This window comes from Mesorhizobium sp. M0854 (genome assembly GCF_040319815.1).
Taxonomy (GTDB): Bacteria; Pseudomonadota; Alphaproteobacteria; order Rhizobiales; family Rhizobiaceae; genus Mesorhizobium.
Window position 1 is genome coordinate 37,942 of record NZ_JAMYOL010000010.1, and the last position, 21,346, is coordinate 59,287.

Annotated in this window: 21 protein-coding genes, 1 tRNA gene and 3 pseudogenes; 10 read left to right on the plus strand and 15 right to left on the minus strand. The window is 63.2% G+C overall.

The window, feature by feature from the left end:
- The first annotated feature begins 14 nt into the window (after positions 1-14).
- Positions 15-809: an inositol monophosphatase family protein gene (locus NKH99_RS17255; protein ID WP_353014793.1), complete on the plus strand. Its 795-nt coding sequence runs from the start codon at positions 15-17 to the stop codon at positions 807-809.
- 20 nt (positions 810-829) lie between these two features.
- On the opposite strand, the pseudogene NKH99_RS17260 reads toward NKH99_RS17255, so the two are convergent.
- From NKH99_RS17260 to NKH99_RS17285, 6 genes and pseudogenes are all read right to left on the minus strand, one after another.
- Positions 830-1,095: pseudogene (locus NKH99_RS17260) on the minus strand (substrate-binding domain-containing protein); the annotation flags it as partial.
- A gap of 225 nt (positions 1,096-1,320) precedes the next feature.
- Positions 1,321-3,852 (minus strand): NAD-dependent epimerase/dehydratase family protein, encoded by a 2,532-nt coding sequence (locus NKH99_RS17265; RefSeq protein ID WP_353014795.1) that lies wholly within the window; start codon positions 3,850-3,852, stop codon positions 1,321-1,323.
- A 190-nt stretch (positions 3,853-4,042) separates the two neighbouring features.
- Positions 4,043-4,930: an arginase family protein gene (locus NKH99_RS17270; protein ID WP_353014796.1), complete on the minus strand. Its 888-nt coding sequence runs from the start codon at positions 4,928-4,930 to the stop codon at positions 4,043-4,045.
- 370 nt (positions 4,931-5,300) lie between these two features.
- Entirely contained in the window at positions 5,301-5,801 is a 501-nt protein-coding gene (locus NKH99_RS17275) for a DUF6496 domain-containing protein (RefSeq protein WP_352451168.1), read from the minus strand.
- A gap of 122 nt (positions 5,802-5,923) precedes the next feature.
- A complete protein-coding gene (locus NKH99_RS17280) occupies positions 5,924-6,601 on the minus strand; it encodes a dienelactone hydrolase family protein (RefSeq protein ID WP_352471474.1) in 678 nt (225 codons plus the stop codon).
- 11 nt (positions 6,602-6,612) lie between these two features.
- Positions 6,613-7,329 (minus strand): phosphoribosyltransferase, encoded by a 717-nt coding sequence (locus NKH99_RS17285; RefSeq protein ID WP_352471473.1) that lies wholly within the window; start codon positions 7,327-7,329, stop codon positions 6,613-6,615.
- A 315-nt stretch (positions 7,330-7,644) separates the two neighbouring features.
- On the opposite strand from NKH99_RS17285, the gene NKH99_RS17290 reads away from it, so the two are divergent.
- Entirely contained in the window at positions 7,645-8,055 is a 411-nt protein-coding gene (locus NKH99_RS17290; protein ID WP_353014797.1) for a CBS domain-containing protein, read from the plus strand.
- Between the two features lie 87 nt (positions 8,056-8,142).
- Here the strand turns inward: NKH99_RS17290 and NKH99_RS17295 are convergent, their stop codons facing one another.
- Positions 8,143-8,622, minus strand: a complete 480-nt coding sequence (locus NKH99_RS17295) for an Hsp20/alpha crystallin family protein (protein WP_352471471.1) — start codon at positions 8,620-8,622, stop codon at positions 8,143-8,145.
- A 283-nt stretch (positions 8,623-8,905) separates the two neighbouring features.
- Here NKH99_RS17295 and NKH99_RS17300 point away from each other — a divergent pair, with 283 nt between their 5' ends.
- Complete coding sequence (locus NKH99_RS17300) at positions 8,906-9,343, plus strand: DUF2267 domain-containing protein (RefSeq protein ID WP_023677864.1); 438 nt, start codon at positions 8,906-8,908, stop codon at positions 9,341-9,343.
- A 50-nt stretch (positions 9,344-9,393) separates the two neighbouring features.
- Entirely contained in the window at positions 9,394-9,864 is a 471-nt protein-coding gene (locus NKH99_RS17305) for a YbhB/YbcL family Raf kinase inhibitor-like protein (protein ID WP_353014798.1), read from the plus strand.
- 24 nt (positions 9,865-9,888) lie between these two features.
- Here NKH99_RS17305 and NKH99_RS17310 read toward each other — a convergent pair.
- Positions 9,889-11,365, minus strand: a pseudogene (locus tag NKH99_RS17310) (FAD-dependent oxidoreductase).
- Position 11,366: 1 nt separating this feature from the next.
- Positions 11,367-12,356, minus strand: a complete 990-nt coding sequence (locus NKH99_RS17315; RefSeq protein WP_353014799.1) for a hypothetical protein — start codon at positions 12,354-12,356, stop codon at positions 11,367-11,369.
- A gap of 445 nt (positions 12,357-12,801) precedes the next feature.
- Between NKH99_RS17315 and NKH99_RS17320 the strand changes: the two are divergent.
- Positions 12,802-13,238 (plus strand): annotated as a pseudogene (locus NKH99_RS17320) (YqaA family protein).
- A 199-nt stretch (positions 13,239-13,437) separates the two neighbouring features.
- Here NKH99_RS17320 and NKH99_RS17325 read toward each other — a convergent pair.
- The 3 genes from NKH99_RS17325 to NKH99_RS17335 all read right to left on the minus strand — a co-directional run bounded on the left by NKH99_RS17325 (position 13,438) and on the right by NKH99_RS17335 (position 16,042).
- Positions 13,438-14,211, minus strand: coding sequence for a sulfite exporter TauE/SafE family protein (locus NKH99_RS17325; protein WP_353014800.1), 774 nt, complete (start codon positions 14,209-14,211; stop codon positions 13,438-13,440).
- 224 nt (positions 14,212-14,435) lie between these two features.
- Positions 14,436-15,323, minus strand: a complete 888-nt coding sequence (locus NKH99_RS17330; RefSeq protein WP_352471465.1) for a DUF1259 domain-containing protein — start codon at positions 15,321-15,323, stop codon at positions 14,436-14,438.
- A 92-nt stretch (positions 15,324-15,415) separates the two neighbouring features.
- A complete protein-coding gene (locus NKH99_RS17335; RefSeq protein WP_353014801.1) occupies positions 15,416-16,042 on the minus strand; it encodes a hypothetical protein in 627 nt (208 codons plus the stop codon).
- A 263-nt stretch (positions 16,043-16,305) separates the two neighbouring features.
- Here NKH99_RS17335 and NKH99_RS17340 point away from each other — a divergent pair, with 263 nt between their 5' ends.
- Positions 16,306-17,211, plus strand: a complete 906-nt coding sequence (locus NKH99_RS17340; protein ID WP_352471462.1) for an alpha/beta fold hydrolase — start codon at positions 16,306-16,308, stop codon at positions 17,209-17,211.
- On the opposite strand, the gene NKH99_RS17345 is transcribed toward NKH99_RS17340, so the two are convergent.
- Both NKH99_RS17345 and NKH99_RS17350 read right to left on the minus strand, forming a co-directional pair.
- A tRNA-Arg gene (locus NKH99_RS17345) sits at positions 17,206-17,282 on the minus strand. The two genes, NKH99_RS17340 and NKH99_RS17345, sit on opposite strands and share 6 nt — an antisense overlap.
- A gap of 47 nt (positions 17,283-17,329) precedes the next feature.
- Positions 17,330-18,022 (minus strand): winged helix-turn-helix transcriptional regulator, encoded by a 693-nt coding sequence (locus NKH99_RS17350; RefSeq protein WP_352457625.1) that lies wholly within the window; start codon positions 18,020-18,022, stop codon positions 17,330-17,332.
- Positions 18,023-18,360: 338 nt separating this feature from the next.
- On the opposite strand from NKH99_RS17350, the gene NKH99_RS17355 reads away from it, so the two are divergent.
- The 4 genes from NKH99_RS17355 (at position 18,361) to NKH99_RS17370 (ending at position 19,929) form a co-directional block, all read left to right on the plus strand.
- A complete protein-coding gene (locus NKH99_RS17355; RefSeq protein ID WP_023677873.1) occupies positions 18,361-18,687 on the plus strand; it encodes a DUF1330 domain-containing protein in 327 nt (108 codons plus the stop codon).
- Between the two features lie 115 nt (positions 18,688-18,802).
- Positions 18,803-19,333, plus strand: a complete 531-nt coding sequence (locus tag NKH99_RS17360; protein ID WP_352471461.1) for a hypothetical protein — start codon at positions 18,803-18,805, stop codon at positions 19,331-19,333.
- 120 nt (positions 19,334-19,453) lie between these two features.
- Positions 19,454-19,744, plus strand: coding sequence for a hypothetical protein (locus NKH99_RS17365; protein ID WP_352471460.1), 291 nt, complete (start codon positions 19,454-19,456; stop codon positions 19,742-19,744).
- A gap of 41 nt (positions 19,745-19,785) precedes the next feature.
- The gene (locus NKH99_RS17370; protein WP_198023575.1) at positions 19,786-19,929 is read left to right on the plus strand and encodes a glycine zipper domain-containing protein; all 144 of its coding nucleotides are present in this window, start codon (positions 19,786-19,788) and stop codon (positions 19,927-19,929) included.
- Positions 19,930-20,001: 72 nt separating this feature from the next.
- On the opposite strand, the gene NKH99_RS17375 is transcribed toward NKH99_RS17370, so the two are convergent.
- On the minus strand, positions 20,002-21,165 hold the full coding sequence (locus tag NKH99_RS17375) for a M20 aminoacylase family protein (protein WP_352451192.1): 1,164 nt from the start codon (positions 21,163-21,165) through the stop codon (positions 20,002-20,004).
- Positions 21,166-21,346: the final 181 nt, after the last annotated feature.

Consider the following 21,346-nt stretch of genomic DNA (forward strand, 5'->3'; position numbering starts at 1 on the left):
ATCCCAAGGATCTCATGACACCCGACACAGCAACGCGCGAACAGTTCGCCATCGATCTCGCGCGGCGTGCCGGCGCGCTCGGCCTGAAGTATTTTCGCGACCTCGACAGCCTCGCCATCGAGAGCAAAGGTCATCAGGACATGGTCTCGCAGGCTGACCGCGAGGTCGAGCTGTTCATCCGTGCGGCAATGAAAGCCGCTTACCCGACCGATGGAATTGTCGGCGAGGAGCATGCCTCGGTCACCGGATCGAGCGGGCATGTCTGGGTGATAGATCCGATCGACGGCACCGCGAATTTCGTGCGGGGCATTCCGGCCTGGTGTGTGGTCATCGCCTGCGCCAAGGACGGCGACACTGTCGTGGGTGTCATCCACGAGCCCTCTACCGGCGAAACGTTCCATTGCCGCAAGGGCGGCGGCGCTTTTCTCAACGGCAAGCCGATCAGGGCAAGCGCGGCCACCAGCCTGACCGACGGCTCGTTGGGCACCGGCTTTTCCAACCGCGCCGAAATTCAGAACGTCGCAACGCTCATCGGCTTGCTGTTTTCAAAGGGCAGCGTGTTTTTCCGTAACGCATCCGGCGCGTTGATGCTCGCCTATGCGGCCGCCGGCAGGCTGCTCGGCTATGTCGAAGAGCATATGAACGCCTGGGACTGCCTGGCAGGCATGCTGCTGGTGGAAGAAGCCGGCGGCACTATAGTCAAGCCCGACCCAAAGACGGTGCTGGAAAACGGCGCGCTGGTGATTTGCGCCGGCAGCGGCGTGTTCGCCCAGGTCCGCCAGCTCTGCGTGCAATCCTTCAAGCTTTGATCAGAACCGGTCCGCATGAGCAGCGGCGATTTGTATTCCACTGTCAGGCCCTCCTCGGCTGCCTGCAGATGCGGATCGCCGGCTCCGCCCCACCAGATGTCTCCCTTTGGGTTGGCGGCCTCGGCGCGCAATTGCGCATAGATTTCGCCAGCGCTCTTGCGGGTCATATTGACGTGATGCCGGTCTTCTCCTCGAACGCCCGCGCCGTCTGCTGGCACCAGACCTCGTCAACGCCGCAAGACATGGTCAGGCTTTCGGCGGACGCCGATGACGACGCGGCCCACATACCGGCGGCGAGGATGCCGGCGCAGAGAATTGCCCTTTTATCATGTTGAAATTCCTCCCTAATTTATTTGCCGACTTATGAAATGCAGATACGCGGAAAATTCAAGTTGGAAGGGTACGGCCGCCTTTGCGCCTTTCGCCGACTTCCCGCTCGATGTGTTCGACAGGTTGATGCGGATCAATCTTTGCAGCCACCTGGCCGACCGTCCTGCGCCGCCGAACATCCTCAGACGATGGCCCGGTCCCAGCCGCCATAATGCGCAGCGCTGCGCGTGCCGCGCGGCAGGCTGAGCCCGACCAGCAGGGTTCCGATCGCCAGATTGGCGAGGCTCGCCGCCGCGCCGTCGGCAAGGATGAAGGGAGAGAGGGCGATCCAGGCTCCAAGCGCTATGTTCACAAAGCGGACGGCGCGCGCCACCTCGGCCATCGCCGTAACGGCGATCATGATGACCAGGCAGCCGGTGACATGGTCGCTGAAGTAGAGCGGCGGGCTGGTGCCGAAGACAAGCGGCGTGATCATCAGCAGGGCGCCGGCGAGTGTGCTGGCGACAAGGGTCCGGGGGAAATTCACACCGCCAGTGACGAAGTCCCGCGCCACTGCCGATAGCGGCCGGTCGAGATCCGGCGTCGGCGTCTGGTCCTCCGAAAGTGCCGGACCTCCGCACCAGAATGTGCGCCAGAACGGCTCTCCCGCTTGTTTCGCATGCCAAAGATACTGGCAGCTCGCCAGCACCTCGTCGACCGAATAAGGGATGAGGACGACGGTGACGGCAGCCTGGACGATGCAGAGCGTGCACAGCGCTCCGATGAGCGGTGGCTGGATGATGATGAAGCCGACGCTGACCACACCGAGCGGAACGACCAGCAAGCCGAACAAAAGCACCATCCACGGCATGGTGCGCCAGCGGCGGCGATCGCCGATCGCGCCCGCGAGGATATCCAGCGCATAGGCAAAGGCGCCCAGCCCGGCATCGGCGATCGGAAAACCCTTGGAGACCCAGGAGGTGACCACCGCCTCGCTGCCATTGCCGGCCGGCGTTTCGCCCGGGCCGAAGAACGGATCCCAAAGACTGTCGATGTGCCCTAGCTGATAGGCAGCGAGATAGCGCGAGACGAACAGGCCGACAAAGGCGAGGCCGATTATGGGAATGCGCTGGGTGAAGAGGGAGGGCGAATAGCTCCAGCCGAGCGGGCGGTCGTCATCGGCGGCAAGGGCACGCCGGCTGATACCCGGCGTCGGCGGGATCATCACCGCGAACGCGACGATCAGCATGCCGGCCAACGTGTCGGTCGCGTAGGCTCCGGCGCTGGTGGTCCAGAACAGCAGCGGCGCGAACATTACCCAAACCCCGATCGAGGCGGTGATCCATTGCAGCCCGTGCCAGCGCCGGTGCATGCCGACGAGCGCCAGCGACAGGATGGCGAGGCCGGATACAATCTCACTGATGCCGAGCCTGCCGTCGCGCGTCTCCGGCGAGGCGATCTCATGTCCGAGCGCCGGCGGAATCGGTGCTGAAGCGGGATCGAACAGGCCGAGCGTGAACGGCGACGCCACGAGCCACAGCCCGATCGCAACGTTGGTCAGCGGCGCCCACAGCGTTGCGGCCCGGTGGCGTTCGGTTTCCGCCTCGACCTCGTCGTCCGAGCGCTCGAGCGGGCGCTGCAGCCGTTCGGCGGCCTGGTCGAGCTCGGGCGCGGAAGCGGCGGCCGCCGACGGTTCAAGCTTGTTCTTCTTGTACCAGTCGGTAGGATCCGCCTTCAGCCGCCGGATCATTTCCGGCAAGGTAGCGGTCAGGCTGTGCCGCGGGTTCCAACCAAGCAGGCGCCTGGCGCGGGAGATGTCGATCTCGTAGTGATCGTCGGCGTTCTCGATCATCCATGGCTTGATGTCGGACTCCTGGTCGAGAAGCTTCTCCTGCATCCAGGCACCGAGCTTCGTCACCTCTTTCGGCAGGGACAGGGTCCGCCAGGTTTCGCCATGCAGGAGCTGCCCGATCTGCTTCTGCATCTCGTCGTAAGACGGCGTCTCTTCTTCGCCGATCAGCAGTACGGTCTCGTCGGGAAGCGGGCTGCGCCGGTCGACAGTGCGCACCACGGCGTCGACGAGATCGTCCAGATGCAGGTAGGGCTGGCCGGTGGTGATGTCGCCGGTGAAAAGATAGGCGGTCGGCATGCGCTCGAAAATGCGGGCGATCTGCTGGGCGATGAAGGCCGCGTGACAATCCTCGTCATAGACACCCGCCAGTCGCAGGATCGCAACCTTGATGTCGCCGTGCTCCTTCTGGATCAGCGTCTCGGTCTCGGCCTTCGATCTCGGATAGGCCCAGGCCGGATCGATCGGCGATCGCTCGTCGATCCTGGCGCCCTTTGCCGGGCTCGGCGCATGCACCAGCAGCGTGCTCGAAAACACGAACTGCTCCGTCTCGAACCCCCTCAGCGCGTTCAGCAGCCGGCGCGTTCCCTCGACGGTCACCGCGCCGTATTTCGGATTATCCTCGCCGGTCGTGTCGTAATAAGCCGCGAGATGGATCACCGAGGCAATGCGGCCGCCGCTCCGCTCGCGTACCTCGGCCAGTGCCTTCGCCACGCTCGCGTCCGAGGTAAGGTCGATCTCGATCGTCTCGACGCTGGGCAAGGATCGTCTGGCAACATCAAGGCCGATGATGTCGTAGCGCTCCATCAAGCCGCGAGCGATGGCCTGGCCCAGAAACCCGCTGCTGCCTGTGATCAGGACGGTGGGACGGGTTTTGCCGGTCATGGCGAATCTCCTTGGCGATAGCCGGGTAGAAGAAGCCGAATGCTTCGGTCGCACACTCCGAACCATGTTCGTTGAGAACGGTTCCCGATGAGGTAGCACCACAGAATGGGTGCGCGCGGCGATCCGTCAGACCGACGGCCATTCGTGCCGGCGGATTGCGTTCGTGCACAAGTGCAGGACTCCCATTGGTCTACCGGCCGCGAAGGGAAGCGACCAGAATGTCGATCAGCAGCTTGCCGCAGCGACGATCCGGATCGCGGTCGGGATCATAGATCGTCACCTCCATCCCAATCACGCGTGGATCGTTGCACCATGTGCGAAGGGCTTCGACAGCTTCGTCGGGCAAGACACCGCCGGCCTCCGGCGTATCGACAGCCGACATGATCTCGCTGTCCAGCACGTCGACATCGAAGCGAACGAATACACCCTCGACGTCCTGCCCTGCGACCGCGTCAAGCGCTATGGGTGCCGCATCGGCGATGCCGCGCCGCCGCACGTCAGCCAAATCCATCCGGTGAACATCGGTGTCGAAGACGGCCTTGGACGTGTAAGTCGCGGGGTCCTGCACATCGCGATAGCCAAACGCGACTACGTCGGCCTCACGGACCAAAGGAGTGTGCTCGCCGAAATCGGTCAGGAGCATCGGGCCATGGCCGGTCACGAAGGCCAAATCCATGCCCGCGGCTCCCTTTGACGGCGAGGTATCCGGCAATTTGAAATCGGTGTGCCCATCGAAGAAGATAAGGCCGTAGCGGCCACGACGCCGCAGCGCGAGCGCAGGGCCAAGCAACACACTGCAATCGCCGCCGAGCATGAGCAGGAACCCTCCCGAGTTCAGCTCCTCGTCGACCGCTTCGGCAAGCGTCTTGGAATACTGGCGCAGGGCCTGGGCATTGCGCACGCCCGTCGCAGGATCCACCTCAGGCCGATAAGGCGGAGCCCGAACCGAGCGCAACGGACCGGCGCCTAAACGGTCGGCGAGACCAAGCGATTGAAGTGTCTCCGGCGCCGTCCACACGCCGGGCTCCGGCTCACCCTCCTGCGGCATCAGCCCAAGATTAGAGGGCGCGCCGAGCAAAGCGATATGTCTCGTCTGAGTGGTGTCTCGCGGCATTGTCGTGCTGGCAGCTGAGGTCATGATCAGAGTTCTCCGCGTTATGGGCGATACGCATCATGCTCAAGAAACAGGCTGCGCTTTCCTGACCGGTCTCCCGCTGCCCTTGCCGCCGTGTACCTCCGGTTGGTGTCACGCGTCAGGCAGCGTCGCGAGTGACGCGTATTGCTCGTTCAGCGCCACCGTTTCGTCAGCGGTGATTTCGAAGTCGATGTTGTCCCGCGGATGCAGGTTCGCCTTGGGCAGCGGCGTTGTCCCGCGCTGCCGGGGCAGATCTCGATACCGGTCGCTTGGGCCATATCGGATTTCCAGGAGGCGAACTGCCGTCTTTGAACTATGCGTGGTGCGCGCGCGTTCTGGCGGCCTTCTGCGCCGCCGCCTTCCTTCCGCTGGCGCCTTTCGTCTCGGCGGCCTTCTTGGCAGCGGCCGAGCGCTCCTCAGCCGTCCGGCGCGAGGCCGCACGCTTGGCCTGCTGCGCCAGCGCCTCGTGCGACGCCGTACTCCTCGGCTCGTGCTCGAGCACCTTGGAGACGGCTTTCGACACCCGCGGGCGGCGTTTCGGCGTGCGTTCACCCTGGCCGGCCTCATAGGCGTATTCGGCGCTTTTGCGCGTGCTCTCCTTCACCTTGCCCTTTTTGGGCGGGGGCAGGTCTACGCCTGCGCGTCTTGCCTCGGAAAGCCCGATGGCGATGGCCTGCTGCGTCGAGCGCGCGCCGTGCTCGCCGCGGCGGATTTTATCGATCTCCTCGTGCACGAACTCGCCGGCCTGTGTGCTCGGCGATTTGCCCTCGCGCTTGTCCTTTCGGGCCTTCTCGATGGTTTTCTTGTCCGGCATTGTCTTTCTCCCTCATACGGGTTGCGACAGCCATTCGGGTTGCAGCTGCGCGCGGTCTTATGAGGATCATAACGCGTTGAGGACGCAAATGATCCCGGGACTGGTGATCCAAGCCCCAGCTGTCAGGACGTCGACGCCGATCTGTCCGAAATCAGATGGCGCAAGAACCATCGGCTCGCCAGGCCCGCGACTTCGTCCAGGGCGCCGGGTTCCTCGAACAGGTGCGTCGCGCCAGGGACGATGGCGAGCTCCTTCTCGCAGTGGAGCGCCGCCAGCGCCGAGCGGTTGAGCGCGATCACCTGCTTGTCCGCGCCTCCGACGACGAGCAAGGTCGGCGCCCGGACGCGCGGCAGGGCGTGCGCTGCAAGATCGGGCCGGCCACCACGCGAAACCACGGCCGCGGCCTGGTCGGGCCGCTCGGCCGCCGCCACCAGGGCGGCACCGGCGCCCGTGCTCGCGCCGAAATAGCCAAGACGCAACCCCGATGTTTCCGGCGAGGCGCCGAGCCAATCCGTGACGCCGACCAGCCGGTCGGCGAGCAGTCCGATATTGAAGCGCAACTCGGCCGTGACCTGGTCGATCCGCTCCTCTTCGGCCGTTAACAGGTCGATGAGGAAGGCGGCGAGGTTCGCCTCGTTCAGCCTTCCTGCCACGTAGCGGTTGCGCGGGCTGTGGCGGCTGCTTCCGCTGCCATGGGCAAAGAGCACAAGGCCACGAGCATCCGAGGGCAACGAAAGATTGCCCTCAAGCGTGACAGGTCCCGCGGGAACATGCACGACGTGCTCGCTATCCCGGTCCATATCCATCTCCGCTATGTCGATCTGGTGCCAGGCGCCGGACCCGCGCCCGCGCGCCCAGCCAATTCCTCTTCGGAAGCGGCGGGCTTGGGCCCGGACCTGGCGAGGAGCGCGCGGACCTCTTCATCGCTCGTCTGCGAGAAATCCACGTACCAGCGCCCGACACCCAGCAACGGCTCTGGTGTCGTCGCGCAAACGACCTCGTCGGCGTCCGCCCGCATCGCGTCGCAAGTGTCGGGGCTACCGACGGGAACGGCCGCGACAATATGGGCGGCGTGGTTTTTTCGCAGCGCCTTGATCCCGGCCCGCATGGTCGATCCGGTCGCAAGCCCGTCATCCACGAGGATAATGGTTCGTCCATTCAACTGCGGTGGGGGTCGCCCGTCCCTATAGAGGTGCTCGCGGCGCAGAAGCTCTTTTTCCTCCCTTGCAGCGACCGCGTCGATGACATGTGGCGGGATCGCGAGACCGTTGACGATTTCGTCGTTCAGGACACGTACGCCTGAGGGCGCGATCGCCCCCATGGCCAGTTCCTCGTGGCCGGGGACGCCGAGCTTGCGCACGACGAAGACGTCGAGCGGTGCCTTGAGTGCCTGCGCGACCTCGTAGCCGACCGGCACGCCGCCTCGGGGCAGCGCCAATACGATCACATCGTCGCGGCCGGCAAAGCGAACGAGTTCCCCGGCGAGTTGCCGCCCGGCCTCGCGGCGATCTGAAAAGATGATAGCCATGACCTTCAATCCGCGTGCATCTGTTTTCCCGGTGGATGTTTTTTCACCAGCCTGCGTCCACATTCCGTGGGATGGCTGCGGCACCGGTACCATTTTGGAACTCGCTCGCTGCCTGGACGTTCCAAGAATAGTTTCGATCGCGAGGTGCCGGCACCGGCACGCGCCTCAGCGCGGATCGGGAAGATCGAAGATAGTGATCCGTACATGCCTCATCCGGCCAGCTGGCAATCTAGCGATGCGTGGCAACAGGGCCGTCTGGCGACTTGTTGCCTCAGCAATCAGGGAAAGGAATATCCCATGCAAGTTCAGGAGATCATGAGCCGTCGGACCGAACTGGTCGGCCCGAACACGACAATCAGGGATGCCGCCCGGAAAATGCGTGCCGACAATCTCGGCGCCCTTCCGGTCGGCGGGAATGACAGGCTGGTCGGCATGGTGACGGACCGCGACATCGTGATGCGCGGCGTCGCCGAGGAGCGCTCAGCCGGCAACACGACCGTTCGCGAGGTCATGTCCGAGCATGTCTATTGGTGCTTCGATGACGCCGATATCACCGATGCGGCAAAGATCATGGCCAAGCATCAGGTGCGTCGTCTTCCGGTGATCAATCACGACAAGCGCCTCGTCGGCGTCATCGCCCTGGCCGACCTCGGGCGGACCGATAAGGAAGCCGCCAAAATCGCGCTCGAAGGCGTTTCCGAGGCAACGGACGATCCCCGGCGCTAGACGCTCGCTGGGCGGTTGCCGCCGTGCTCGCCGTTCTTCTCCATCTGGGCTGAACGCCGCCTGCTCAGGCAGCCTTCAGTTTGGCAACTATCGCGCTTTCACTTCTATGCGGCGTGTCTTGTCCTTTGCAGCGGGGTTCTTCGGAAGCTCGACAGCCAAAATGCCGTTTCTGAAAGTGGCCTGCACCTTGTCGGCATCGATCTCCGCTTCCAGCGGGATGGTCCGCTGAAACCGGCCATAACTGCGTTCGCTGTAGGTGCGGCCGCCTTCGCCTTCCTTGTGCTCCGAACGCTTCTCGCCCGTAATAAAGAGGGTGTTTTCGCGCAGCTTGAGCTCAACGTCCTTCTGCTCGAGCCCCGGCAATTCGGCGGTGACCTTATAGGCTTGGTCTGTTTCATGTACGTCGACGCTCGGCCAAAGATCGCCGGCCGTAGTCGCTTCGGCCATCGGCGCGAAGAAGTCGTCGAACAGGCGGTCAATCTGCCGGTGGAATGACGTGAGCGGGTCGCGCGCGGATGGGTAGAGGCTGCGCGATGGCGTCCGGGGCGCCAAATCGTGATGTGCCATGGTTCTTCTCCTGTTTTTTGTGTCTGCATCACTCGTCGCCATGTGATCGGCGACGGCAAACAAAACTCGTCCACCCATGGGGATGTTCCGGTGCCGGCCAAGAAAGGTGGTCGAAAAACAGCGGCAAAAAAGCCGGCCCGAATTCCCTCATGACGGGACCTCCGACAACAGACGGGACCTCCGACAATAAATGCGCATCAGGACATGCGCATGGGGGAACAACGGGCAGGTACGGCTGTTTGGTCACATCACCTAGTCGGATTTGAACGGAAGGAGGATTTCGATGAATGCCACCGGACTCGACGTATTCGACAAGACACTGCAGACCACGAACATCTGGCTCGACGAGATCATGGACGAGATTGGACCGGATCGGCAGGTCGCCTGGCACGTTCTCGGAGCGGTGCTGCACGCCCTGCGCGACCGTATGCAGCCGGATCTGGCAGCCCACCTCGGCTCGCAGCTGCCGATCCTGGTGCGCGGCGCCTTCTATGACCAATATCAGCCTTCCAAAGCTCCCGAGAAGATGCGGTCGCTCGACGAGTTTCTGGCCAAGATCAAGGCGGAGCTGGAATTTACCCGTCCGGTCGATTCCAAGGATGCATTCAGGGTCGTGTCCAAGGTGCTCGCCCATCACGTCGGAGAAGGACAGATGCACAAGGTCTGGGAATCCCTGCCGGGCGAGATAAGACGCGTCGCCGAAGCTCAGCAAGCGGCGTGAACGGCGCCGGCGCGGGCTTCTCGGTCGCAATTCTCCCTGGAGAAACAGCAATGCCACTCACCCTTATCAGCCCGGCGTTCCCGGCAGGCGGAAAAATTCCCGAAAGGTATACGCGTGACGGCCAGAACGTCTCGCCGCCACTGAAGTGGTCCGGTGTCCCGGATGGTACCAAGAGCCTTGTTCTTGTCGTGCGGGATCCCGATGCACCAAGCGGGATTTTCGGGCACTGGGCGGTGTTCAACATCCCGCCGGATGCCGGGGGACTAGCCGAGGCCGAAGACGGCAAGCCCGGCCCGTCGGCACTCAGGCAAGGCACCAACGATTTCGGCAATGCGTATTACGATGGTCCGCAGCCGCCTGCAGGGCACGGCGTCCACCATTACCACTTCCTGCTGGCCGCGCTCGATGTGCCGAGCCTCAGCGTACCAGGACAGGCGGGCGTGCATCAGGTCTGGAAGCAAGCCCAGAAACACGCATTGGAGGAGACGGAGTTGGTCGGAACCTACGAACGGCCGGCGTGACGCGGGCCGTGTCGGTCGCCGCCTTCACAATGTAATCTGGGCAAGCGGTTTTCGGGCAGGGCCGTGGATGACCGAACCGTCGGCGGCGAAGATCGAGCCGTGGCAGGGACAATCCCAGGTGTGGTCCGCATTGTTCCAGGTTACGGTGCAGCCCTTGTGGGTGCAAATCGCCGAAACCGCCTGGAGTGCGCCTTCGGTGTCTCTCCACGCCGCAATCTTTTCGTCTCCCCTGACGATCACGCCGCCCATACCAGGCGCAATGTCGTGGGTGCTCGAGACGATCGATTGACTGCGGCCGTTCTTGTGGAAGTCCTCAGGATAGGGCCGGGCCGGATCGTAGAGTTTTTGCCATGGGCTCGGGCGGCCGCAGATCAGGTCGGCGATCATCTCGCCCACGGCCGTCCCGTTGGTGATGCCCCAGGCGTTGAAGCCCGTGGCAATGTGGAAGCCGGCGGCCTTGGCGGGATCGGGTTCGCCGGCATATGGGATCCTGTCGGCCGTATCATAGTCCTCATTGCACCAGCGCCAGGCGACGTCGCCGACCGGAAGGTTCTTTCTTGCCCAGTTTTCCAGTTCGACAAACCGCTTGGCCACGTCGCCGTCCCAGCCGGTGTTGAACTTGGGGCCGAGCGTGACCAGCAGTGGCCCTTCGGCATCACGGCCCGTGCGGATGGAACGCGTCGGGTCGTCGATGCCGATGAACATGCCGTCGACAGGGAGGGGACCGTCGATCCGAAAGGCCATGGCGGTGTGGCAGCGCGGTTGCGTCCGGTTCGCCATGCCGACGGGGCTCTTCACCGTCATGTTGGTGGCGACGACGACGTGCCCGGCATCAACGGCGCCGCCATCGGTGACGACGCGCCAGCGGCTTGCCTCGTCGATCGAGGTGGCGCGGCTGTTTTCGAAGATCCGACCGCCACGGGCCGTCACCGCTTCCGCCAGGCCAACCAGATACATCGCCGGATTGAACTGCGCCTGGTCGGGGAACCGTAGCGCGGCGGCCGTTTCGAAAGGCAGCGGCGCGCGGTCGAGGATCTCGGCCTCCAGCCCGACCTGGCGCGCGGCCTCCGCCTCGGCCGCAATCTCCGCGCAGCGGCTTTCACTGCAGGTGTAGGTATAGGCGTCCTTGCTCTCGAAATCGCAGGCGATTGGCGCAGTTGTTAACCCAATCGCGGATTTGGCGCGCGCCGGCGGAATTCGCATCGGCATAGGTCTGCGCCAGGTCCCGGCCAACGCTGTCGATGAGATGACGATAGATCAGCGCATGCTGCGTGGTGATCTTGGCCGTCGAGCGGCCGGTCACCTGGCCGCCTGTGCGCAGGCCTTCGAGGACGACCACCGACCGGCCCGCCTCGCAAAGCTGAAGCGCCGTCGTCAGCCCGACAATTCCAGCACCCACGACAACGGCGTCCGCACGGATCGAACCTTCGAGCTGGGGATAGTTCGTGGAGGCGGCTGCCGCCACCCAACAGCTTCCCGGTTTTCCCAAGAGAATGGCCATTTCAACCGCGCCCGTTGCGTCTCCATGCACTTCCATCGACAACCGCGCCGGCGGAGGAACGTTCCCGAGCTTGGTCGCTTTCAATCATTGTCTCGCCACCCCGGGTCAGAAAAGCGCCGGGAAGGTGCGAGGTGCAGGCCATCACCCAGGTGATCGCCTCGCGGTCGTATTCGTCGCCGGACCGCCAGTCCTCGAAGAAGGCGTTCAGCCTATCGACACGCCCCGGCCAGATACCGGCGGCCTGCAGGCCGAGCGAAACGCCGTAGTTGGTGAAGGCGAACTTGGTATCGCGCAGCCATGGCGCGCGGCTGAAATAACCGGGCGGGTCGACCCACATCGTTTCCAGGGTTCGCAGCGAACGCCTCGTCTGGGCCTCGGCCCACGGCTCGTCGGGAGAGAAATGGGCGAGCCACAGCATCATGCCGAGGCCTAGGTCCTGCTCGACGTCGAGCGTGCGCCAATCGCGCTCCATCAGGGCACGCACCTGCGCGATCTCGGGCGCCAGTTCCTCTTCGTCGAGCATTCGGTAAGAGACGTAGCCGTCATAGGCATCCATGCTGCCGAGGCCGTAGCCGGGGTAAGGACCGCTCAAATCCTCCTGCATCTTCCAGATCACGCCGCGGCCGGGGACCACAAACGCCGGGTGAATGTCCCGCGCCAGCGCAATGCCGCGCTCGCGGTATTCCGGCCTCAGATCGCCGAGACGCGCCAGGGCGAACAGCCACATCGCCAGATAGTGGAAATACTGGCCGTCGCGATCGGCCGCTTCGCCGATCCTCAGTCCGCGCCGGCGGCCGAGCACACGCTCGACATCGGCCACCAGCCGCTCGGCCTCGTCCAGCCAGCGCTCTTCGCCAGTTTCCATGTAAAGCGAGACGTAGAGCACGACCCCGAATGCATCGGTCCACAGATATCGCAAGCCGTTGGGCCAGATGCCTTCGGCGCGCATCCAGTCGAGTTTTTGCAGGACATAATCGACGTCACGCAGCATTGCGCCAAGCCCCGACTCCACGGCAGACTTCGCCGATGTTCGGTTCCATGCGATTGCGGGCATGCGGCATATCTGCCTCCGCTCCGGTTGGCCTTAGCCAGATACCCGAAACGATCTGATCGGCGGCAGGTTCCTTGGCCGCTTTCACCGGCGCGACCCTCACGATTCTCGCGGAGACTTTGCAGGCTGAAGGAACAGCAGAATTATGATGCGCTGCGCTGGCCACGGACCGGTATCGCAACTGACGCTGCGCCGGAGCCCTTTAAGGTCGCCTGCGGTCTGGCTGCGGGGACGTTGGAAATCGTCGACACACCGGCCGGCGAGCGGACGCGGCTGACCATCGATCGCCAGGCCGACGATCTGGCAGCGCGAACAGGTGCTGTCGTTCAAGATGGTCGAACCCGAAAGTCACCATCATTAGGTCGACTGGCGGATATGCGGTTAAATGACCGACCTCGCGGCCTATGCTGGTCTGTTCCTTGCGGCCTTACTCGCCGCTACGATCCTGCCGATGCAATCGGAAGCAGTGCTGGTAGGGCTGCTGCTTGCGGATTATTCGCCCTGGCCAATCATCGCCGTCGCGAGCGTCGGCAACGTACTTGGATCGGTGATCAACTGGCTGCTCGGGCGAGGCATCGAGCGCTTCCGGAGCCAACGGTGGTTTCCGATGAACCAAGCGCAACTGGACCGCGCGCAAGTGTGGTATCGCCGCTATGGAAAGTGGTCGCTCCTGCTGAGTTGGCTGCCGGTTGTCGGTGATCCGCTAACCGTCGTCGCGGGCGTCCTGCGCGCGAGCCTTTTCGGGTTTTCCTTTTGCTGGTCACTGCCGCCAAGGTCGGCCGCTATCTGGTTCTTGCCGCCGTGACCCTGAGCGCGATCTAATCTCACGAAGCTTCTCGAAGCTGAGCTGGTTAGGTCGGCTGGTTCGAAGAGCCCTGTATGATGCGCGCGGACGGGAAGCGCTAGCTCTTTTTGACGGCGACCTTGTCGAGGGCTGCGCGCAGGCCTTTTGCCAGCTTCTGCGCATCGCGCGACCGGTCAACCAAGCTACGGCGCAGCGCTCCAGCCAACATCGACATTGTTAAGACATTCCTGTGGCCGCGCGCCAGGCCTGCACAACGAAGCTGTGCTGGTTCCAGATCATCAGCGCTCCACTCACAGCCATGAGCGCGACCACAAGGCCGCGGAACTGTCGTCCACTTAGGCGTTCGAGCCAGCGCTTGGCCAGCAGATTGGCAAGCGCAGCGCCCAAACCCGCGGCTGCGCCGTACATGACCGCCTGACCACCGAGCGCGCCGAGTCCGGTGAATGCCGCGATCTTGACGACATCGGTCACAAACGAGTTCACCGATTTCGTGGCGACCAACGTCTCCTTCTCCGAACCGTAGTTCAGATAGAGCGAATTCAAGACGGGTCCCACCGTGCCCATCAGCGCCGACAACAGCGCGACGATCAGGCCGGCCGGGAGGAACCACCAGCGGCGGGCTCGGTAGCTCCGCTCGCGCGCGCCGCCGCGAAATTCCCAGACTGCACTGATCAGATAGATCCCTATGAGTATCTGGAGCCATTCCGCCCGACTGTTGGCGAAGAGCCAGGAGCCCGCAGCGGCACCGGCGATGGCGCCGGGCAGGTACCAACGGACCAGGCTCCAATCGATGTCGCGCCGGAAGGCCAGGGCGCGGATGGGATTGCCGATGAGCTCGGTCAAGGTGATGACCGGCGCAACCGCCGCGCTCCCTGTGATGAAAGTCACGGCGGGGATCAGCAATAGACCTCCGCCTCCGGCCGAGAGGGTGTTCAGTGTCCAGGTGAGGAACCCCGCCAACGCCAGGAGGCCTAGTCTAATCCAGTCCATCCGATCAGAACGAAGCGGACCTTTGATCGTTCCGAACGCGTTAGTTCGCAAAAGCCCGGCCCGCCCCTTGAGTCTCGTGTGCGATGGAAAGGTGATCTCAGGCGCAATGCTGGTGGCGGAGAGACGCCGTGCCAGAGAACCATTCCCGAGGCGGCGGGAAGAAGGCCGACGATCGCTCCGAGTCGGCCGAACTCCGCCGTTGGACGCGCGCGCGGACGCCCAATCTAGCTCTTTTTGACGGCGACCTTGTCGAGGGCTGCGCGCAGTCCTTTCGCCAGCTTCTGCGCATCGTCGTACGCCCAGAAATGCATGAAGAAGAGCCGCGGTTGCTCATCGAGCATGTGGCTATGCAACGCGGTGATCTCGATGCCGTTATCCAGCATGGCTTTGATAACCGGATTGACCTCCTTTGCTGTCAGCACAAAATCACCCGTGATCGCCGCCTTGCCGCCACCTGTCGATTGGAAGTTAATCGCTATTGCCGAGCCCATGGCCGCCGGCACTTCCATTCCATTTTCCTCGACCGGCTCAGCGCGCGAGATCGTGAACTGGTAGACCGCGCCATTGGCCTTACCCTTATAACCGATGGTTTGGTCGACACCGGCCGTGTCGAACTCGATCTGTGGTGCGGCTTGCGGCTGGGCGCCGCCTCCCATCGGTGTTTTGCTCAGCGCCAATCCGGCATGAAGCGCTGTGGCGAGCGTAACCGGGTCGCCCTGGCCGAAGACGTGCATGTAGAGTGTCATCGGCTCCGCGCGCAGCAAGTGGTTGTGTACCGCAGTGATCTCGATCCCGCTTTCTTCAAGCTTCTTCATGACCGGGTTCACCTCGTCCTGCGTCAGAACGATGTCGCCCATAACCATTGCCTGATCTCCCATGGGTTCGAACGCAATCCAGCCTCCAAGCGCAAATCCGGGTTTCAGGGCCACGCCGTCGAGCGAAACCTTCAGGTCCGTTCGCGGCAGCCCGACCCGGTAGACGCCATCAGGCGTCTCGGTTCCGGATTTGCCGAGCGCCTTAGCGATTGTTTGCCAATCGGGTGCCGCCGATGCCGGTTGGAGCAGCGCCGACATCGCGATCAGCATTGCTCCGGTCACGAGTTTTGCATGCATGGGATTTCTCCTTGTGATCTGCCCCCCAATTTGTCATGCGGCTGCTGGCTTCGTGGCGGGAGGGTCGGCGCCGCGCATGATCGCGGCAATGATTACGATCGCCGGGTCGCGCTCGAGCCCATTTTTGGATCGGGCTCGCCGGCATATGGAATCCTGTCGGCCGTATCATAATCCTCATTGCACCAGCGCCCCACGACGTCGCCGACCGGAAGGTTCTTTCTCGCCCATTTTTCCAGTTCGGCAAACCGCTTCGCCACGTCGCCGTCATAGGCATCCATGCTGCCGAGACCATAGCCAAGATATGGGCTGCTCAGATCCTCCTGCATCTTCCAGATCACGCCGCGGCCGGGGACCACAAACGCCGGGTGAATGTCCCGCGCCAGCGCAATGCCGCGCTCGCGGTATTCCGGCCTCAGATCGCCGAGACGCGCCAGGGCGAACAGCCACATCGCCAGATAGTGGAAATACTGGCCGTCGCGATCGGCCGCTTCGCCGATCCTCAGTCCGCGCCGGCGGCCGAGCACACGCTCGACATCGGCCACCAGCCGCGCGGCTTCGCCCAGCCAGCGCTCTTCGCCAGTTTCTGTGCAAAGCGAGACGTAGAGCACGACCCCGAATGCATCGGTCCAGAGATAACGCAAGCCGTTGGGCCAGATGCCTTCGGCGCGCATCCAGTCGAGTTTTTGCAGGACATAGTCGACGTCACGCAGCATCGTCACGCAGCATCCCGCCAAGCCCCGAACTGGCAGAGCCGGCCCGTGTTCGGTGTCCCGCGATTGTGAGCATGCGGCATGTCTGCCTCCGCTCCGATTGGCCTTAGCCACATACCGCGAAACGATCTGATCGGCGGCAGGTTCCTTGGCCGCTGTCACCGGCGCGACCGGGAACCCTCGACCTGATCATGAGTTTCGGATCCAGGCGCTCACAACGGGATGCGGGGGTTACCAGTCATTTTCGGAGCCTTTCGATCGAGGAGGCAAAGTTGCGACACCGCCAAATCAGAGTTGACGGAATTACTGTCTTCTTTCGCGAGGAAGGCCCGGCCGACGCTCCCGTGCTTCTGCTGCCGCACGGCTATCCCTGTTCGTCCTATCAGTTTCGAAGGCTGATGCCCGGACTGGCTGATCGCTGGCACACGTTCGCCCCGGATTTTCCTGGCTTCGGCTACAGCGCTACGCCCGACATGGCTGCATTCGGCTACGATTTCGAGACCTATGCCGGGTTTTTGGCGGCTTTCGCGGACGCGCTCGGCCTGTCTCACTATGCGCTCTGGCTGCACGATTACGGCTCGCAGATCGGATTGCGCCACGCCATCGCCTATCCGGAGCGCGTTGCCGCGCTTATCATCCAAAACGGCGACATCTACGAAGACGTGCTCGGCCCGAAATACGCAGCCATCAAGGCGTATTGGAACGACAAGACGCCCGACAAGCATCGCCCGCTGGAAGAAGCGGTGAGCGAGGAGGGCTTCCGGCACGAGTTCATCGGTGAGGTTGGCGAGGCCGTGGCCGAGCGCGTGCCACCGGATCTGTGGAAACTCCATTGGCCTCTGATGGACACGCCGCCCCGTCGGCGGCTTGCGGTCGGCCTGATGGAGAAGCTGGAGGCGAACCTCAACTGGTTCCCGAAATACCAGGCTTATCTGCGCGAACGGCAACCACCGACACTGATCGTCTGGGGTCCCGAGGATGGCTACATGCCGGCCGCATCGGCCCGCGCCTACAAGCGCGACTTGCCGCAAGCAGAGCTCCATCTCCTCGATGGCGCCGGCCACTGGCTACTGGAAACCCATTTCGATGAGGCGCTTGCGTTGGTGCGCGACTTCCTCGCACGCGTTCACAGCCGAGCACCGACGCGACCGTCAGGTAACCAGTTGAAAGCGTGGTGATCCCGACAGGAATCGAACCTGTGACCTACAGATTAGGAATCTGCCGCTCTATCCTACTGAGCTACGGGACCACGCGGCCCGACACATAACCGCTTCGGGACGTTTCGCCAAGAGGCAGCTAGGCCGCTCGCTTGGGTTCGACCGCGAACGGGCTCAGGCCGAGCCAGGTCTGCATTTTGCGCGCGATGTCCTGGTCGCCCGTCAAGATGACTTTCGGCCCGGCCTTCTCGACGGTGATCAGCCCCATCCAGATTTCGGTCATGGTGTGCAGGTCGGTCGAGACGTAGAGATCGACATCGAAGCCCGGATCGTACCAGCAGAGGTCGACCTCGCCGTGCTTCTCGACGATCAGCCACCATGACCGCTTGGAGGCGGGGAGCTCCTGATACAGAAATTGTATCACCGTGCGCCCGTCGGGCAGCGGCGACGCGTTGAGATTGCGCCGCATGTCCCACATCAGCAGCGACGGATCGAGGTTCTTCAGCGACAACCGGGACTCGACCCATTTCTGGCCCCAAAAACCCATCGCCTCGACGACGGAACGCAGATCCCTGCCTGCCTCGGTCATCCGGTATTCGAAGATGCCTTTCTCGCCGCGCACCTCCTTGCGCTCGACGATCCCGGCCAGTTCGAGCTCCTTGAGCCGTTGCGACAGAAGGGTCGGCGACATTTTGGGGACGCCGCGGCGCAAATCGTTGAAACGGGTCGAACCCGCCACCAATTCGCGAAGCAGAACCATGGTCCAGCGGGTGCACAGCACCTCGGCGGCCATCGATAACGGGCAGAACTGTTTGTATCCAGACTGGGTCACGATGTTGCCTTCCCTCAAACTCCGCCGGAACCATAGGCCTTTCCCGGCGACGCGGCGAGTACAGAAACTGTACCGGCCCAGTGCGGTGGATTCGAAGTTCCTGCTTTCTGGGTGGCATCAGCATTAGGAACTTCAAATCCAAAACCACACTGGAAATCCAAGCACTTGCTGGTGTGGCTTTTGAATCCGAAATTCGCTCGCTGCGTTGCTCCAAAGTGAATGCGAATTTCGGATTCGCCACACCAGTACAGATCGCGGACTGGCTGGCGCCGGCCCTGCCATGCGACCCCTCTGCCGCTGCACGGGATACCCCTGTGCACGACCAGGAGACATGACCCATGACCGCTTACGTTATCGCAGACATCAAGGTGAGGGACCCGAAGTGGATGCCGGCCTATGCCGCGTCGGTCCACGACCTCGTTCACAAGCACGGCGGCAGATATCTGTCGCGCAGCGGCAATGTGAAGACGCTCGAAGGCAAGCCGCTCGACACGACGCTGATTGCCTTGATGGCGTTCCCGACCGAGGCCGCGGCGCGCGCCTTCACCGACGATCCTGCCTACGCGCCGTTCGTTTCGGCCCGTCAGGGCGGCAGCGACAGCCGTTTCCAGCTGATCGACAACTCCGATCTGGCCGGAACCATCCCCTATCTGCCGAAGGGATGATCGGCATTCGTCGCATCGGGACAGGGATCTCCCAGCAACAACAGCCACAGCGCCCACCTGCCGGACCTCCTTACTTCCGGCGGCCGGCCGGGCTGTGCTTTTCAAGAAGAATGGAATGACTATGACAATCAACTTTCGCAACAAGTTCCTCGCTGCCGCGGCGCTGCTGTCGGCCTGCACCGCGCTGGCGCAGGCGCATCAGGCAGCGCCCGCGCCCGGTCCCAATCCGCTGGCCGACAAGGTACGCGCGGCCAACAGCCGCTTCGAGAATGTGGCGGCGGCGACCGCCGAGGGCTACGCGCCCATTCCCTGCGCCAGCGGCATCACCGGCGGCGCCATGGGCATCCACTATGTCAATCCCGGCTACCTCAAGGACGACGCGGTCGATGTCGCCAAGCCGGAAGCGGTGATGTACGAGCCGATGGCCGACGGCACGCTAAAACTGATCGCGGTCGAATACATCACCTCGAAAGGCCCGGCCTCGCTCGATGGGCATCTGTTCAACTTCAACAGCGCCCCCAACCGCTACGGCCTCGGCCCGTTCTACGAGCTGCATGTCTGGGCCTGGAAGGGCAACCCGACCGGCGCCTTCGCGGACATGAACCCGAACGTGTCGTGCGAACCGACGACTGCTGTCAGCCAGTAAGCAGCCGAGCCAGGCGGCGCCAACGCCGCCTGGCCGAATGTGGGAGCAGGCCCCAAAGAGGTCGGGATAGCGGAACTTTCGGGACGTCGGCGCGCTTTAGTGTCCCGAAGGAGACACCGCATGAGCGCCACCAAAGAGTTCTTTCAAACGTGGCTGCAGGAGAATGTCGGCAATTTGCCGGCCGAGAGCGAGGTGAGCGTCGCCGTTCTGGCGCAGCAATTCGAGCAGGACGCCGACGCTGCCGGCTATGGCCACGAGGTTCGCGAAGACGAACTCGGCAATATCCAGGAGGCGATCGAGGCAGCCCTGAAGAAGGCGAGGACAGGCGAAGAGCCGCAGGCTGCCGACGACAATGAGCTGGCGCCGGTCATGGAGGCGCTGGAGGTCGAGGATCCGAAGAGCGGACCGTAGCGGTTGCGGCTCTTCCCTTCCACGCTACATGACCGGGCATAATGGATGCCAAACACCTCACACTCGGCGTCGTGATCGGCGTGGCTATCGGCGTCGTGTTGGACAACATTGTTGCGGGCATCGGTATAGGTATTGCTCTGGGCATTGCCTTCGGCCTTGCCCGGAAGTCGTCCGGCCGGAAGTGACCAGCAGAACATGTCCTGCCCGGTTTTGCCGCCCAGAGGTGCGGCGGTTGCCGCACCGCCGATGCCGAATGGCTACGCCGCCAGCGCTGTTTCCGCCAGCTTCACCCAATAGCTCATGCCGTGCGGGATGACCTCGTCGTTGAAGTCGTAGGCTGGGTTGTGCAGGCCGGCGGTATCGCCGTTGCCGATGAAGATGAAGGCGCCCGGCCGCGCTTCAAGCATGTAGGAGAAATCCTCGCCGCCCATCACCGGCTGGATGGCGCGGTGCACATGGCTGTCGCCGGCGACGTCGGCCGCGATGTCGCTGGCAAAGACCGTCTCTTCCGGATGGTTGAAGGTGACGGGGTAATTGGCATTGTAATCAACCTCGATTGTCGCGCCGAAGGCAGCGCCCAGGCCTTGGCAAAGTGCGCGGATGCGCTCCTCTGCCTTCTTGGCGACTTCCTTCTTCAGCGTGCGTACGGTGCCGGCGATCTCGGCGGTCTCGGGAATGACGTTATAGGCGTCGCCGGCATGGAATTTCGTCACCGAGACGACCACCGCCTCGACCGGATCTGTGCTGCGCGAGGCGATCGTCTGCAATGCGCCGACGAGTTGGCTGGTGATGACGATCGGATCGATGGTGCCGTGCGGCATCGCCGCGTGGCCGCCCCGGCCCTTGACGGTGATGGTGAATTCGGCGGTCGCCGCCATGATCGGGCCCGGCCTGATGGCGAACTGGCCGACCGGCAGGCCCGGCATGTTGTGCATGCCGAAAACCTTGGAGATACCGAAGCGCTCCATCATACCGTCCTTGACCATCTCGTTGCCGCCGCCGCCGCCTTCTTCGGCCGGCTGGAAGATGACCGCGACGGAGCCGGCGAAATTGCGCGTTTCGGCGAGGTATTTGGCGGCACCCAACAACATAGCGGTGTGGCCGTCATGGCCGCAGGCGTGCATCTTGCCGGGGACGGTCGAGGCATAGGATTTGCCGGTGATCTCGTTGAGCGGCAGGGCATCCATGTCGGCGCGCAGGCCGATGGTCGACCCTTCGCCGTGGCGGCCGCGGATGATGCCGACGACGCCGGTCTTGCCCAAACCCGTCACGATATCGTCGCAGCCGAAAGCCTTCAGCTTCTCGGTGACGAAAGCGGCGGTCTTGAAGACGTCGAAATTCAGCTCCGGCGTCTGGTGCAAATGGCGGCGCCAGCCGGCCACCTCGTCCTGCATTTCGGCGGCTCGGTTCAGGATCGGCATGATGGTTCCATTTCGCTGTTGGAGCAGGCGGTCTTGGCCTGCTGCTTTGCAATTGTGCCTGCTGCCTTGCAACCATGCACGCTGCTTTGCATTGTGCTGCTGCTTCCACATTGTGATCGGCAGCACTTTGCCATGTTGACGTCACATAGAGTAAATAGCACCGCGACTGTGGTCCGGGAAC